Source organism: Geodermatophilus sp. SYSU D01036, assembly GCF_054050435.1.
Genome location: NZ_JBJGZJ010000004.1, coordinates 15,000 through 29,681, shown reverse-complemented (window position 1 = coordinate 29,681; position 14,682 = coordinate 15,000). Strand labels below are relative to the sequence as shown.

Annotated in this window: 10 protein-coding genes; 6 read left to right on the top strand and 4 right to left on the bottom strand. The window is 80.3% G+C overall.

What is annotated here, in order from left to right; translation table 11 throughout:
- Positions 1-34: 34 nt before the first annotated feature.
- Genes ACI8AR_RS06240 through ACI8AR_RS06230 form a run of 3 tightly spaced genes read left to right on the top strand, consistent with a single transcriptional unit; the run spans position 35 to position 2,505 of the window.
- The gene (locus ACI8AR_RS06240) at positions 35-1,528 is read left to right on the top strand and encodes a pyridoxal phosphate-dependent decarboxylase family protein (protein WP_457050212.1); all 1,494 of its coding nucleotides are present in this window, start codon (positions 35-37) and stop codon (positions 1,526-1,528) included.
- 34 nt (positions 1,529-1,562) lie between these two features.
- Entirely contained in the window at positions 1,563-2,057 is a 495-nt protein-coding gene (locus ACI8AR_RS06235) for a hypothetical protein (protein ID WP_457050211.1), read from the top strand.
- A 7-nt stretch (positions 2,058-2,064) separates the two neighbouring features.
- The gene (locus ACI8AR_RS06230; protein WP_457050210.1) at positions 2,065-2,505 is read left to right on the top strand and encodes a nitroreductase/quinone reductase family protein; all 441 of its coding nucleotides are present in this window, start codon (positions 2,065-2,067) and stop codon (positions 2,503-2,505) included.
- 72 nt (positions 2,506-2,577) lie between these two features.
- On the opposite strand, the gene ACI8AR_RS06225 is transcribed toward ACI8AR_RS06230, so the two are convergent.
- Positions 2,578-3,789 (bottom strand): metallophosphoesterase, encoded by a 1,212-nt coding sequence (locus ACI8AR_RS06225; protein WP_457050209.1) that lies wholly within the window; start codon positions 3,787-3,789, stop codon positions 2,578-2,580.
- 179 nt (positions 3,790-3,968) lie between these two features.
- Between ACI8AR_RS06225 and ACI8AR_RS06220 the strand changes: the two genes are divergently transcribed.
- The 3 genes from ACI8AR_RS06220 to ACI8AR_RS06210 are packed head-to-tail and all read left to right on the top strand — an operon-like array spanning position 3,969 to position 9,123.
- Positions 3,969-5,153 (top strand): hypothetical protein, encoded by a 1,185-nt coding sequence (locus ACI8AR_RS06220; protein WP_457050208.1) that lies wholly within the window; start codon positions 3,969-3,971, stop codon positions 5,151-5,153.
- Positions 5,150-7,789: a GNAT family N-acetyltransferase gene (locus ACI8AR_RS06215; protein WP_457050207.1), complete on the top strand. Its 2,640-nt coding sequence runs from the start codon at positions 5,150-5,152 to the stop codon at positions 7,787-7,789. The genes ACI8AR_RS06220 and ACI8AR_RS06215 overlap by 4 nt, the downstream gene beginning before the upstream one ends.
- Positions 7,786-9,123: a wax ester/triacylglycerol synthase domain-containing protein gene (locus ACI8AR_RS06210; protein WP_457050206.1), complete on the top strand. Its 1,338-nt coding sequence runs from the start codon at positions 7,786-7,788 to the stop codon at positions 9,121-9,123. The genes ACI8AR_RS06215 and ACI8AR_RS06210 overlap by 4 nt, the downstream gene beginning before the upstream one ends.
- Here the strand turns inward: ACI8AR_RS06210 and ACI8AR_RS06205 are convergent.
- The 3 genes from ACI8AR_RS06205 to ACI8AR_RS06195 are packed head-to-tail and all read right to left on the bottom strand — an operon-like array spanning position 9,095 to position 14,603.
- Positions 9,095-11,941 (bottom strand): alkaline phosphatase D family protein, encoded by a 2,847-nt coding sequence (locus tag ACI8AR_RS06205; protein ID WP_457050205.1) that lies wholly within the window; start codon positions 11,939-11,941, stop codon positions 9,095-9,097. The two genes, ACI8AR_RS06210 and ACI8AR_RS06205, sit on opposite strands and share 29 nt — an antisense overlap.
- Positions 11,938-14,307, bottom strand: coding sequence for a PEP/pyruvate-binding domain-containing protein (locus ACI8AR_RS06200; RefSeq protein ID WP_457050204.1), 2,370 nt, complete (start codon positions 14,305-14,307; stop codon positions 11,938-11,940). The genes ACI8AR_RS06205 and ACI8AR_RS06200 overlap by 4 nt, the downstream gene beginning before the upstream one ends.
- A complete protein-coding gene (locus tag ACI8AR_RS06195; protein WP_456935334.1) occupies positions 14,304-14,603 on the bottom strand; it encodes a hypothetical protein in 300 nt (99 codons plus the stop codon). Before ACI8AR_RS06195 ends, ACI8AR_RS06200 begins: the two co-directional genes overlap by 4 nt.
- Positions 14,604-14,682: the final 79 nt, after the last annotated feature.

The following is a 14,682-nucleotide window of genomic DNA, read 5'->3' as shown; positions in this document are numbered from 1 at the left end:
CCCCGCCGGGCGGGCCCGGTGGCACGATCGCGCGATGGCCGATCGTGCGATGGCCGACCTCGCGGCGCTGCTCGCCGACGCGGCCGCCCGGGTGGCGGCCTACCGGGCCCGGGTGCCGGACGCGCCGGTGGCGCCGCCGCCCGACGTCGTCCCCGCGGTGCGGGCGGCCCTGGGGTCGCTGCGCGACGGCCCCACCGACCCCGCCCGGGTGGTCGAGGAGTTCGTCGCGGCGGTGGAGCCGGGCCTCGTGGCCACCACGGGCCCGCGGTACTTCGGGTTCGTGGTCGGCGGTGCGCTGCCGGCCGCCACGGCCGCCGACGTGCTCGCCGTCGGCTGGGACCAGCCGGCGTTCAACGCGGTCACCTCGCCGGCGGCCGCGGCGGTGGAGGAGGTGGCCGGCGCCTGGCTCGCGGACCTGCTGGGGCTCCCGGCCGGCGTCTCCACCGGCTTCGTCACCGGCGGGCAGGGCGCCAACACCGTCGCGCTCGCCGCGGCCCGCCACCGGGTCCTGGCCGACGCCGGCTGGGACGTCGAGCGCGACGGGCTGACCGGCGCGCCGGCCGTTCGGGTGGTCGCCTCCGTCGAGCGGCACGCGACGATCGACCGGGCGCTGCGGCTGCTGGGCCTCGGCACGGGCGCGGTCGTCCCGGTGGCCGCCGACGGGCAGGGGCGCATCGACGTCGCCGCGCTCGCCGGCGTGCTGGACCGGCTGCCACCGGGGCCCCGGGTGGTCTGCCTGCAGGCCGGCAACGTGAACACCGGGGCCTGCGACGACCTCGCCGGCGCGGTCGAGGTGGCCCACCGCGCCGGGGCCTGGGTGCACGTCGACGGCGCGTTCGGGCTGTGGGCGGCGGCCTCGCCGGCCACGCGGCACCTCGTCGCCGGCCTGGCGGCCGCCGACTCCTGGGCGACCGACGGGCACAAGTGGCTCAACGTCCCCTACGACAGCGGCTACGTGTTCTGCGCCGACCCCGCGGCCCACCGGGCGGCCATGTCGTTCACCGCGGCGTACCTCACCGGGCACGGGCAGGACGGCGTGCGGGCGCCCAGCGACCTCGTGCCGGAGTCCTCCCGGCGCGCCCGCGGCTTCGCCACCTGGGCGGCGCTGCGGGAGCTCGGGCGCAGCGGGGTCGCCGGGCTGGTCGACCGGTGCTGCGCGCTGGCCCGCCGCTTCGCCGAACGGGCGGCGGCGCTCGACGGGGTCGAGGTGGCCAACGACGTCGTCCTCAACCAGGTGCTGCTCGGCTTCGGCGACGACGCGGTGACCGACGCGGTGGTCGCGGCGGTGCAGCGGTCGGGCGAGGCGTGGATGGGCGCGACGACCTGGCACGGCCGGCGGCTGGTGCGGGTGTCGGTGTCCAACGCGACGACGACGGAGGCCGACGTCGACCGCGCGGTCGCCGCGGTGGCCGCCGCCCGGGACGGGGTGCGGGCGGCGCGGTCGCACGCCGGCCGGGAGCCCGGCAGGGACCGAAGGACGCCGCAGCCGGGACCTCCGGCCCGGGGGGTGACCGGGCCGCAGGTGTGACGGTCGACCCCGACGGGGCGACCAGGGAGGACCCATGACCGAGAGCACCGCACGGGCCGGGGACGGGACGGCGTTCGGGGAGCCGGTGGAGCGGGGCGGCGCCACGGTGATCACCGCGACGCGCTCGACCAGCCACACCGCGCGCGCCGGCGACGGCCGCACCGGGCGGGGTCCCGCCGCCGAGATGGCCGGGGCCCGGCCGCTGGGCGCGTTCGAGGTCCGCGACGGCCGGGTGCGCTGGCACCCCGTCGTCGACGTCACCCGCGTGGTCACCACCGCCGAGGTCGTGCTCGGCGCCGTCGCCGTGGCGTCCCGCCTGGCCGGGCGCCCGCCCGCGGCGCGGGCCCGGGTGACCATGGGGCCCGGCGGCTGGGTGAGCCTCAAGAGCGGGACCGTGTCCCTGCGGCCGGCGCGGCGGGCCTGGTGGCCCACCCACCTCCGCGCACCGGGCTACCGGGGCGCGGCCGTCCGGCGGCCGTGGTGGGCGCGCCTGCTGGCCGCCACCGCACTCGAGCGGCTGGCCGGCTGAGGGCGCCGTGCAGGTCCGCAACCGCGTCGTGAACCCGGTCGTGCGCGCCCTCTCCCGCGGCCCGGGGCACCGCCTGCTCGGCCGGCACCTCGTCGTCCTGTCCTACACCGGCCGGCGCACCGGACGCCGCCACGAGCTGCCGGTGATGGCCGCGCCGGACGGCGACGACCTCGTCGTCCTCGTCGGCGGCGCGGCCGGCAAGACGTGGTGGCGGAACCTGGAGGCCGGCCCCCGTGACGTCACGGTCCGGCGGGACGGGCGGGACCTGCCCTGCCTCGCCCGGCTGCTGCCCCCGGGCGCGCCCGGCCGCGACGACGCGGCCGCCGCCTACCGGGCCGCGTTCGCCCGGGTGCGCGTCGCCCCGGACGACCCGTTCGTGCTGCTCCGGCCGGCCACGGCCTCCCGCCGGGCTCCCGTGCGCCGCACCGGTGCGCGGAGCCGCGGATGAGGACGTCGTGGACGGTCGCCGCGGCGGGCGCATGCAGGCGCGCCGCCCGGGCGGGCGGGCGCGAGACCGGCGTCAGGGGGCGCGCAGCTCGACCACCACGACCTCGGGGCGGGCGCCGACCCGCACGGGCGGCCCCCAGTAGCCGACGCCGGAGGTGACGTAGAGCTGGGTCCGGCCGTGCCGGCTGTACCCCTCGACCGCCGGCTGGCTCAGCCGCAGGAACGGGTCGAGCGGCCAGAGCTGACCGCCGTGGGTGTGTCCCGACAGCTGGAGGTCCACCCCGGCGGCCCGGGCCTGGTCGACCATCACGGGCTGGTGGGCCAGCAGGACGACCGGCCGGGACGCGTCGCGGCCGTCGAGGGCGGCGTCCAGCCGGGCGCGGTGCCCGGGGAGCCCCGACTCGGCCGCCGACACGTCGTCGACGCCGGCGAGGTCGACCGCGGCGCCCCCGCGGCCGAGGGCGACCCGCTCGTTGCGCAGCACCCGGACGCCGAGGCGCTCTAGGTGGGCCAGCAGCGGCACGGTGTCGACGTAGTACTCGTGGTTGCCGGTGACGAAGTAGACCCCCTGGGCGCCCACCAGGTCGGCCACGGGAGCCACCTCCTCGCGGAGGCGGGTCAGCTCCCCGTCGACCAGGTCGCCGACGATGGCGACGGCGTCGGGTCGCTGGGCGTTCACCGTCTCCACGACCCGCTCGAAGCGCCGCCCGTGGTAGGTGGAGGAGAGGTGCGCGTCGGAGAAGGTCACCAGCCGCAGCCCGTCCAGCCGCGGGTCGAGCCCGGCCAGCGTGACCGGCACGCGGCGGACGACGGGGGCGCTGTTGGCGTCCCGGGCGCCGTTGCCGGACACCGCCAGGGCGACCGTGCCCGCGGTCGCCGCCAGCCCGCGGGCGAGGAACAGCCGCCGCGGCTCCGCGGCCGGCCCCGGGGCCGGTCCCGGGGTCGCCGGCGCGGCGGGAGCGGCGCGCCGGCGGCCCCGGCGCCACCACTGGAGGACCGCCGCCCGGACCGGTTCGAGGACCAGCAGCGCGAGCGTCGCGTACAGGACGACGGCCAGCCAGCCGAACCCCGCCCACTGCACCGGGACGAGGAGCACGGGGGGATACGGGACGACGAAGGCGACGGCCAGCAGCAGCGCCAGGGCGACCAGCAGCACGGTGAGCCACCGCCGGACCCGGCCCGGGCGCGTGGTGTCCCGCACCAGCCGCCACCACAGGTAGCCGTGGGCCAGCGCGACGACGGCGAGGGCGACGGCGTCCGTGCCGCTCAGCCGGAGCTCGGACACGCCACCTCCCGGACCGGTGCGGGGCGGGGTCGAGGGGAGCCGCAGGGCGGGACCCTCCCACGGACGGCCCTGCGGCGGTGCCCCCGCCGGCGTGGCCGGTGCCCGGTCGTGACCTCCCGCGTGCCCGCGGGGCCGTTCGGCCCTGCCGCGGCGCGACCGCCCCGCCCGAGCCTGGGACCGTGCCCGCCCACCCCGCGCCGGCCGACCCGCCGGTCGTGCTCTCCCTGGACGTCGGCTCCTCCTCGCTGAAGGCCGCCGTCCGCGACCCCGACCTGCGCATGCGCGTCGACGTCACCGGCCTGGACCGCACCGGACCGGACGCGGCCGCGCACGTGACCATCAGCGGCACCGGCTCCTTCGTCGAGCACGCCCGGCTGCCCGGCGGGTGGGCCGGCGCGCTGCCCGAGGTGGCCGACGCCCTGGCCCGCCGGGCCCTGCACCCGCAGGTGGTGGCGCACCGCGTGGTCCACGGCAGCCGGCTGCTGACCGGGCCGCGCCGCGCCGACGCGACGCTGCTCGCCCGGCTGCACGCGGAGGCGCACCTCGACCCCCTGCACCTGCCGCGGCAGCTGGCCGTGCTCGAGGAGGCCCGCGCCCTCTGGCCGGAGGCCGAGGCCGTGCTCGTCCCCGACGACGGCTTCTTCGCCGCGCTGCCCGACGAGGCGGTCACCCTGCCGCTGCCGGCGGACGCCCGGGCCGCCGGCCTGCGCCGCTGGGGCTTCCACGGCCTGGCCGTGCAGAGCGTCGTCGACCTGCTGCCGGGTCTCGGGGGCGCCGTCGTCGTGCACCTGGGCAGCGGCTGCAGCGTCAGCGCGGTGCAGGACGGCCGGCCGCGCTCGACCACCATGGCGGTGAGCCCGGCCGGCGGGATCCCGTCCCTGACCCGCAGCGGCGACCTCGATCCCGAGGTCGTGCTCCGCCTCGTCGAGCTCGCCGGCGGCTCGGTGCCGGCCGTGCGCGAGATGCTGCACTCCCGCTCCGGGATCGCCGGCCTGGCCGGCGGGCGCACCGACGTCCGCGAGCTGCTCGCCGCGCAGGACGGCTCCGCCGACCTCGCGCTGCGGGTGTTCGTCCGCGCGGTGGCGATGGCCGTGGCGGCCGCGGCGACCACGCTGGACGGCTGGGACGCCGTGGTGTTCAGCGGCGGCATCGGCCAGCACTCCGCCGAGCTGCGGGAGCGGGTCTGCGCGCGGCTGCTGCCCCTGCGGTCCGGCCAGGGCGGCGTGCCGAGCGAGCGGCTGGTCGCCGCGGGCGTGCGCGTCCTGGCCGTCCCCGTCGACGAGGAGGCGGTCATGGACCGGCTCGCCCGGCACGTGGTCACCGGCGTCCCCGGCGGGCAGGCGCTCGCCGTCCCCCAGCGGTGACGGCGCCCGTCCGGCCCCGGCCGGCGCGGGCGCTGCTGCGGGACGGCACCCCGGTGGTGCTGACGCGGCTGACCCCCGCGGACGCGGGCGAGCTGCTGGCCCTGCACGAGGGGCTGGCCGAGCGGGACACGTGGCTGCGGTTCGCCACGATGCACCCGGCCGACCTCGCGGGCTACGTGCGGCGCAGCCTGGACCCGGCCGGGGGGAGCCTCACCGTGGGCGCGCGGGTCCGCGGCCGGCTGGCGGGCGCGGTCCAGCTCTTCCCCCTCGGCGACGGCACCGCCGAGATCGCCGTCGTCGTGGACGGGCACGAGCGGCTGGCGGGCGTGGCGACCGCGCTGCTCGAGCAGGTCGCGGCCGAGGCCACCCGGCTCGGGATCGCCCGGCTGGTCGCCGAGGTGCTCGCCGAGAACGGCCCGATGCTGCGGGTGCTCACGGACCTCGGCCTGGCCGTGCGCCGGCGCAGCGAGGGCCCCGTCGTCCACGTCGACGTGACGCTGCACGCCGACGCCCGCTACCGCGAGGCGGTCGAGGACCGGCACCGGCAGGCGGCCGCCGCCGGCCTGCGCGCCGTCCTCCGGCCGCGGGCGGTCGCCGTGGTCGGGGCCGGCCGGGCGCCGGGGTCGGTCGGGCGGGCGGTGCTGCGCTCGCTGCGGGAGGGCGGCTTCCCCGGGCCGGTGACGGCGGTCAACCCGGCGGCGCGCGAGCTCGAGGGGGTGCCGTGCGTGCCCTCGGTCGCCGCGCTCCCCGGGCCGGTGGACCTCGCCGTCGTCGCCGTGCCGGCGGACGCGGTGCCCGCCGTCGTGGCCGACTGCGGCGTGCACGGCGTCCGCGCGGTGCTCGTCCTGAGCGGCGGGCTCAGCGCGGTCCCCGGCCTGGCCGGGCAGGTCCTCGACACCGCCGACCGGTACGGGATGCGGCTGGTCGGCCCCAACAGCGTCGGCGTCGCGTGCCCCGGCGCACCGGCCCGGCTGGTGGCGGGCTTCGGCGGTCCCGTCCCGCCCGCCGGCGACGTCGGGCTGGTGGCGCAGTCCGGCGGCGTGGTGATCGCCGGCGGCCAGGTGCTCGCCCGGCTGGGCCTCGGCGTGTCGGCGGCGGTCTCGATCGGCGACGCCTGGGACGTCGGCGCCCGCGACGTCCTGGCGTGGTGCGACGAGGACCCGGGCACGGCCGCGGTCGTGCTCTACGCCGAGTCCGAGCCGGACCTGCGCGGCCTGGTGCGCACCGCCGCGCACCTCGCCCGCCGGGTCCCGGTCCTGGCGCTGCGCTCGGCGACGTCGCCGGCCGGCGCCCGGGCGGCCGCCTCGCACACGGCGCGGTCGGCGACACCGGCGCGGGTGCGCGAGGCCGCGTGGGCGGCCGCCGGGGTCCAGGCGGTGCCGGACCTGACCACGCTCGCGACCGCCACCGCGCTCCTGCGCGGGCGCCCGCCGCTGCGCCCGGGCACCGTCGCGGTGCTGACCAACCTCGGGGGAGCCGGGGTGCTCACCGCCGACGCGTGCGCGGCGGCCGGGCTGCCGGTCGACCCCCTGCCCGGGCGGCTGCGCGAGCGGCTGCGGGAGGCGCTCCCGCCCCTGGCCGTCGTCACCAACCCGGTCGACACCGGCGCCGCCGTGTCGCCCGGGCAGTTCGCCGCCGCCCTCGGCTGCCTGCTCGAGGACCCCGCCGTCGCGGCGGTCGTCACCGTCACCGCGCCCACCGGGGTCGGGGACCCCGGACCCGGCGTGGCCGCGGCGGTGGCGGCCGCCCGTGACGACGCGGTCCCGGTCGTCGACGTGCGGCCGGGCCGGTCGACGTCGCTGGAGCGCCTGGACCCGCCGGGGACCGGGCGGCCCGCGCTGCTGTCGGTCACCGAGCCGGCCGTCGCGGCCGCGGCGCTGGCGGCCGCCGCCGGGAGGGCCGCCTGGCTGGCCGCGCCGCCGGGGGGACCCGTGCCGGAGGGCGTCGACGTGCGGACGGCCCGGGCGGTGGCCGCCGCGGTCCTGGCCCGCAGCCCGGAGGGGGACTGGCTCGACCCGGGCGAGGTCGCCGCCCTCCTCGCCGCCGCGGGCGTGCCGCTGGTGCCGACCCGCGCGGCCGGCACCGCGGAGGACGCGGCCGCCGCCGCCCGCGGGCTGGGCGGCCCGGTGGCGGTCAAGGGCCGGGTCCGCGGGGTGCTGCACAAGGCCGACGCCGGCCTGGTGCGGCTGCCGGTGGGCGACCCCGCCGAGGTGGGGCGCATCGTGGCCGGCTGGGTGGCGGCCGCCGGCCCGGACTGGCTGGGCGCGGTGCTGCAGCCGGTGGTCCCCCCGGGCGACGAGCTGCTCGTGGGCGCGGTCCGGGACCCCGCCGCGGGGCCGGTGGTCGTCGTCGGCCCGGGCGGCCGGGCCGCGGACGCGCTCGGGGGCCGCGTCCACCGCCTGGCCCCGCTCGACGTCCGCGGCGCGGGGCAGGCGGTCGACGCCACCGGCCTGTTCGCCACCGCGCACGGCCGCACGCTGGACCGCGCGGCCGTCGCCGACCGGCTGCACCGGGTCGCCTGGCTGGCCGACGCCGTCCCGGAGGTGGCCGAGCTGGACGTCAACCCGCTGGTGGTGGGTCGCTCGGGGGCCCGGGCGCTGGACGTGCGGGTGCGAGTCGCGCCGGTGGCGCCGTGACGGGCACCGTGGCCCGCGCGAGCGCGGAGGACCTGGGGATGCGCGCGCTCGGCCGCGGCGGCGCGCCGATGCAGTTCGGCGCGGTGCTCGTCCTCGGCCCGGGGGACGGGGGCGACGGGGACGGGGGCGGGGACCTGGCCGGCGTCGTCGCCGCGCGGTTGGGCGGGGTCCGGCGGCTGCGGCAGCGGCTGGTGCGGGTGCCCCCGGGCGCCGGCCGGCCGGTCTGGGCGGACGAGCCGCGCCCGGAGCCGGCGGCGCACGTCCGCACCGTGCCGTGCCCCGGGGACGACCAGGACCTGCTCGACCTCGCCACCGGGCTGGTGGCCACCCCGCTGCCGGCGGACCGGCCGGGCTGGGCGGCCGTCGTCGTCCCGGACCTGCCCGGCGGGCACAGCGCGGTGGTGGTCGTGCTCTCGCACGTGCTCGCCGACGGGATCGGCGGGCTGGCGCTGCTGGCCTCCCTCGCCGACGGCGGCCCGCCGCCCGACCGCACGCCGCCCCGGCCGCTGCCGCCCTACCGGTCCCTCGCGGCCGACGCCTGGCGCCGCCGCGCCCGGGCCGTGGCCCGGCTGCGGGAGGGGGTCCGGCTGGTGCGGGACGCGGGCCGGTCGGCCGGCGGCCTGCGCCCGGCCCGGGCGGCACCGTGCAGCCTGCTGGCGCGCACCGGGCCCCGGCGGCGGACGGCGGCGGTGCAGGTGCCGCTCGAGCCGCTGCGGGCGGCGGCGCACCGGGCCGGGGGCACGGTGAACGACGCGCTGCTCGTCGCCGTCGCCGGCGCGCTCGGCGCGCTGCTGGCCGGCCGCGGCGAGTCGGTGGACCCGGTGGCGGTGACCGTCGTCGTCACCGGCCGGCGGGCGGCCGGGCTCACCGACCTCGGCAACGCCACCACCCCGCTCGTGGTCGCCGTCCCCTCCCGGGGGGAGCCGCAGGAGCGGCTGCGCCGGTTCGCGGGCACGGTCCGGCGGGCCCGCAACGCGGCCACCGGCCCGCCGCTGACCGCGCTCCTGGGGTCGCTGTTCGGGCTGCTCGCGGCGACCGGCGCCTACCGCTGGTGGCTGCGCCACCAGCACCGCTTCCACACCCTGGTCAGCAACGTGCCCGGACCGCGCACCCCGCTGGCCCTCGCCGGGCGGCCGGTCGAGCAGGTGCTGCCGGTGGCCTCCGGCGAGGCCGGGAACGTCACCGTCTCCTTCGACGCGCTGTCCTACGCCGGCACCCTGACGGTGACCGCGGTGGTCGACCCCGACCGGGTGCCCGACCTGCCGGTCCTCACCGCGGCGCTGCGCGAGCAGCTCGCCGCGCTGGTCACCCCGGCGCCGGCAGGGTCACGCTGAGGGACACCAGCACGTCCCCGCGCCAGTCCCGGCCGGCGAGCTCGACGCCGACGGTGTCGCCGCCGTCGTCGGTGACGGTCACGGTCCCGAACTGCCCGGGACCGGGGAACGCGCCCTCGCTGTAGGGGCCGCCCTTGACGGTGCCCGGCGAGTCCAGCGCCGCCGCGTGCAGCAGCGGGAACCCGCCGCCGCCGGCGGTGCTGAAGTCGGTGTTCGTGCCGTCGTCGACGGCCACCATGTGCGCGTCCCCGCTGACCATGACGAGGTTCGCGACGCCCGCCGCGGCGAGGGTGTCGGCGATGTGCCGGCGCTCGGCGGCGTACCCACCCCAGTCGTCGCGGCCGGGCTCGTCCGGGGCCACCCAGGGCTCCGGGTTCACCCAGACGACGGCGGCGTGGGTGCGGGCGGCGGTCACCAGCTCCTCCTCGAACCAGGCCAGCTGCCGCGCGCCCAGCATCGAGGTGGCCGTCCGCTCCGACCGGGTGTCGGTCACCACGACCCGCACCCGCCCGACGGTGAACGCGTGCGCGATCGACCCGCCACCGCCCTCGGCGAGGACGTGGTGCGGGACGTACGCGCGGTAGGCGGCGCGCGCGGCGTCCCGGACGGGGGAGCCGGCGTCCGAGGACTCGCCGGCGTAGTCGTGGTCGCTCCACACGTAGTCCACGGGCACCGCCCGGTACAGCGCCGCCTGGGCGGGCGCGGTCAGCACCCGGGTGTACCGCTCCGCGAACTGTGCGACGTCGTCCTGCCGGACGGCGGAGTAGTGCAGGTCGCCCGTGTGCAGGAACAGCAGCGGGTCGACGGCGCGGATCGCGTCGAACACCGCCCCGCTGGAGCCGGTGCGCGCGCACGAGGCGACCGCGAGCGTGAACGAGGCCGGCCCCTCCGGCATCGTGGTGAACCGCCCGGTGCCGCGGGAGCCGTCGGGGTCGCCGTCCACCTCGACGGTCCAGCGGTAGGCCGTGGCCGGCGTCAGCCCGCCGACGGCGAGCCGCACCACGCCGTCGGCCGAGGGGGCCACCGCGGCGGAGCGGACCGCGGGCCCGCCGTCCTCGGGGACGACGACCAGCCGGGCCTCCTGCGCGTCCGTCCGGTCCAGCAGGGCCACGACCCTCGCGCCGCGCCCGGTGACCCCGCCCGACCAGGCCCACTCCACGGACTCGACCGGCAGCGCGAGCTCCGCCGAGCGCGGGTGCAGCGGCCCGAAGAGCCGGTCTCGGACCTCCGCGGCCGCCCCGGTGGTGCCGGCGAGCAGCAGCCCGGTGACCATCGCCAGGGTCACCACCGAGCGCATCGTGCGGCGGTGCTGCCACGCGAGCCACAGGCCGACCGCAGGCAGGAGGAACGCCGCGCCGATCAGCACGCTGACCCACGGCTGGTAGGTGGTCGCGGCGAAGACGGCCAGCCCGGTGCCCGCGACGGCGGCCATCGCCGCGCCGGCGGCCTGCCACCGCAGCGACACCAGCAGCGCGAGGGCGGCGAGCCCGAGCAGCGCCAGCTGCAGGGACCGGCTCAGGGAGGGCCCGATCGCCGCGCCCTCGGGGCTGGTCGGCAGGCCCTCGACGAGCGCCAGCGTGGTGAACAGCGTCAGCATGCCGAGCAGCCAGCCGCGCGCCAGCCGCCGGACGGCGGTCTCCTCGTCCGGCCGCAGCGGGAGCAGGCCCGGTCCCGCGGCGGCGTCGGCCGGGGCCTCCCACGGGCAGCCGGAACACCCGCGGTGCAGGCGCGGCCGTTCCAGCGCCCACCAGGACGCCAGCACGACGGCGGCGCCGGCCAGCAGTCCGGCCACGGCGTCGGAGGGCCACGAGGAGCGGCTGCGCACCACGTCGACGGTGACGACCACCAGCGCGGCGGCGGTCAGGGCGAGCGTCGCCAGGGCCGGCCCGCGGCGGCGGGTGCGGGCGTAGACGGCCAGCGGCAGGAAGCCGGCGAGGAGGGTGGCCTGCACGACCGGCGCGCTGGGCAGCGACCCGGTCAGCCCGGCCAGGGGACCGTCCGGGGGGTGGGCCCGCTCCAGGCGGTCGGCCACCACGGCCTGCGCGACCAGGACGGCGGCCGTGACGGCCAGCAGGCCGAGCGCGAACACCGCGCAGCGCCGGCCGACGAGGCCGACGAGCACCGCCAGGCCGACCGCGACCGGCACGCTGCCCAGCAGGTCCCACGGCAGCAGGGCGTCGCTGCGGCGGCCGACCTCGTCGTCGATCTCGGCCAGCAGCTGCGGCGCGCCCGCGGTGGTGAAGACGAACTGCACCGCGGCGGCGGTGGTGAGCACCGCGGCCCAGCCCAGCAGCAGCACGCCGCGGCGGGTGCGGTCTCCGGGCCGCTGCCCGAGCGGCGTGCCGGCCAGCAGCGGGCGCAGCCGGGCCGGCGGGTCGGGCCAGGTGACCAGCGCGACGGCCGCGCAGGTGGCGACCGCGCCGAGCCCGGCGACGAGCAGCAGCAGCAGCGCGTAGAGCCACGCCGTCCCGGCGAACATGCCGGTCTCCGGCGCGTAGTTCTTGGTCGCGCCACGGGCGCCGTAGACGGCGAGGCCGCCCGCGGTGAGGGTCAGGAGCAGGTAGTGCACCCGCGGCCGCAGCCCGGCGGCGAGGGCGGTGTGCGGCGGGGCCCCGGTTCGCACGAAGGCCGCGGCGGCGCGGGCGTGCAGCTCGGTCTCGCGGTCGCGGCCGCGCCGGTGGCGGCCGTGCAGCGCGTCCCGGAGCAGGGTGACGCCCGAGACGAGCAGCCCGGCACCCATGATCGCCGGGACGAAGATCTGGGCGCGGTCGACGTCGGCGTCGTCCCACCAGTCCTCGCGGACCCGGCGGGGGGTCACGCCGGGTCCCCGTCGGGGTGCAGCAGCACGGTGCCGGTGTCGCCGTCGACGGTGACCGTGCGCCCGTCCAGCACCACCGCGGCGCCGGGCAGGTTGAGCACGGCCGGCAGCCCGAGCTCGCGGGCGACGATCGCCGCGTGCGACAGCGGCCCGCCGCGCTCGACGACGATCGCGCCCGCGCGCAGGAACACCGGGGACCACCCGGCGTCGGTGGCGGCGGCCACGAGCACCTCGCCCTCGGCCAGCAGCTCCGGGCGCGGCTCGGTGAGCACGCGGGCCCGGCCGGTGTGCCGCCCCGGGCTCGCCGCCCAGCCGGACAGCCGGTCGCCGCGGGGCACCGCGGCCGGGGCGGGCGCGGGCACGCCGGTCCACCGCAGCGGCGGGGGCGGGTCCGCGGCGCGCTGGTCCAGCCACCGGCGGCGGCGGGCCAGCTCGGCCGGCGGCGGGGGAGCGCCGTCCAGGGCCGGGCCCAGCTCGCGGTCGCGCAGCAGGTCGACGTCCTCCGGCCGGGCCAGGACCCCGGCGGCGGCCAGCCGGCGTCCGGCCTCCAGGTGCACCCGGCGGACCTCGCCGCCGACGGCGAGGACGGCGGCCTTGACGGCCTCGCGTCGGGCCAGCCCCGCGGTGGCGTCGCCGACCTCCCGGCGCAGCACGTGCATGCGGACGTCGACCAGCTGGCCGGTGAGCACGCGCACCCGCCGCCACCGCGGGCGGCTGCGCAGGTCCTCCTCGAGCTCGGCGCGGGCGGCGTCCCGCTCCTCCCGGCGCGAGGGCGGGGCGGGGACGGTCGCCTGCCCGGCCTCCGCCCACGTCGGGCCGGCGAACACCGACCGGGACGCCGCCGGCGAGCGGTCGCGGCGGGTCGCCCCGCCCGCGGTCACCCGCTGGGCCCACGCCGCCGCGGCCTGCTCGCCGAGGTGCCCGGCGAGGCGGGCCTCCAGCTCCCGGTAGGCGGCGACGGCGGCGGAGGCGACGGCGAGCTCGACGGTCGTCGCGCGGGCGCCGAGGTCGACCAGCCGCCGGCGGTAGGCGAGCAGCGCGCCATCGTCGAGGTCCTCGAGCGCGGGTGGGTCGGTGAGGGCCTCGTCGGCGGCGCCCAGGACGACGCCGGCCTCCACGGCCGCGCGGCGGCGGGCGGTGCCGGCGCGCAGCTGCAGCCGGGCGGTGCGCCACCACGGGGCCCGCTTCCCCTCCTCGGCGCCGGAGACCGGCGCGCCGAGGTACTGCCGCTCCAGCTCGGCCTCGGAGCCGCCGGGCACCGCCCGGGCCGCGGCCCGCATGAGGTCCAGGTCGAGGGCGGCCCGGCCGCGGACCCGGCGCACCAGCTCGTGCGGGCCGGTCCGGTCCGCCGGCAGCCCCCACAGCCGGCCGAGGACCTCGCGCAGCGCCTCCTCGACGAGGAACGAGGCGACGTCCCACACCAGCGGCGGCAGCAGGCCCGGCAGCGTCTCGCCGATGCCCTCGGTGGTGAGCTCGTCGTCGTCGGGCGGGGTGTCGCAGCCGTCGTCGGTGCGCGCGGGCCCGGTGGTGATCGGGCGGGCCTGGACCACCCAGGTCCGGGTGCCGTCCCACGCCCACTCGACGTCCTGGGGCCGGCCCTCGTCCCGCTCCACCCGCAGGGCCAGCGCGGCCGCCTCGCGCACCGCGACGGGGAGGCCGGGGTCCGGGTCGCCGCCGCGCGGCAGCAGGAACACCTCCGGGGTGCGCGCGCCGGAGACCAGCGCCTCGCCGAGCCCCTGCACCGCCTCCACCCGCACCCGGTCGGCGGCGCCGCCGGGGTCGACGGTGAACACGACGCCGGCCGAGCGGGCGGGCACCATCCGCATGAGCACCGCGGGCATCGCGACGTCCTCGTCGGGGATGCCCCACGCCCGCCGGTAGGCGACGGGGGCGGGGTGCCACAGCGAGGCCCAGGTGAGCCGGACGGCGTCGAGGACCGCCTCCGGGTCGACGTCGAGCGACGAGCGGTACTGGCCGGCGAACGAGGCCGCGGCCATGTCCTCGACCGTCGCCGAGGAGCGCACCGCCAGGGGCCGCCCGGCCGCGACCTCGCGGGCGGCGGCGACGACGGCGCGGGCCAGCGCGGGCGGGACCGGCACGGCCCGGAAGGCGGCGTCGACCTCGTCGGCCGGCACCGGCGGCCCGGAGCGCAGGGTGTCGAGGAACGCGGCCAGGCGGGGGTCGGCGGCCACGGTGCGGTAGGCGTCCGCGGTCACCACCGCGGTCGGCGGGACCGGGGTGCCGCGCTGCACGAGGCGGTCCAGCGACGCGCCCTTGCCGCCGAGCTGCCCGGGCGGGGCGGGCGTGCCCGCGGTCAGCCGGAGGACGGCGGTCGCGGCCGGCGCCCGGCCCGTCGCGGTGGTCACGACCGCTCGGCCGGCGTCCCGGTCAGGCCCGCCCGGTAGGCGGCGACGCACCGGTCGGCCAGGCGCTCCACCGGTTCACCGGTCGCCGCCGCCTGCTGGTGCAGCCACCCGGCGAGGTCCGGCCGCAGCGCGACCGCCGAGCGGCCGCGGGCGCGGGCCGCGAGCGCGGCCAGCTGCACGAGCGCCACGGCGCCCAGCAGCAGGAGGAGGTCGCCGTCGGAGCCGCGCAGCGCGTCGACGATCGCGACGGCGACGCCGAGCAGCGCGACGAGCTGGAGGACGACGGTCCGGGGCACGCGCCGAGCGTGCGCCCCACCGCACCGGGCGCGCGGCGGCTGACCGGCCCTGGCGCGCGGGACGTTCGGCACTGCGGCC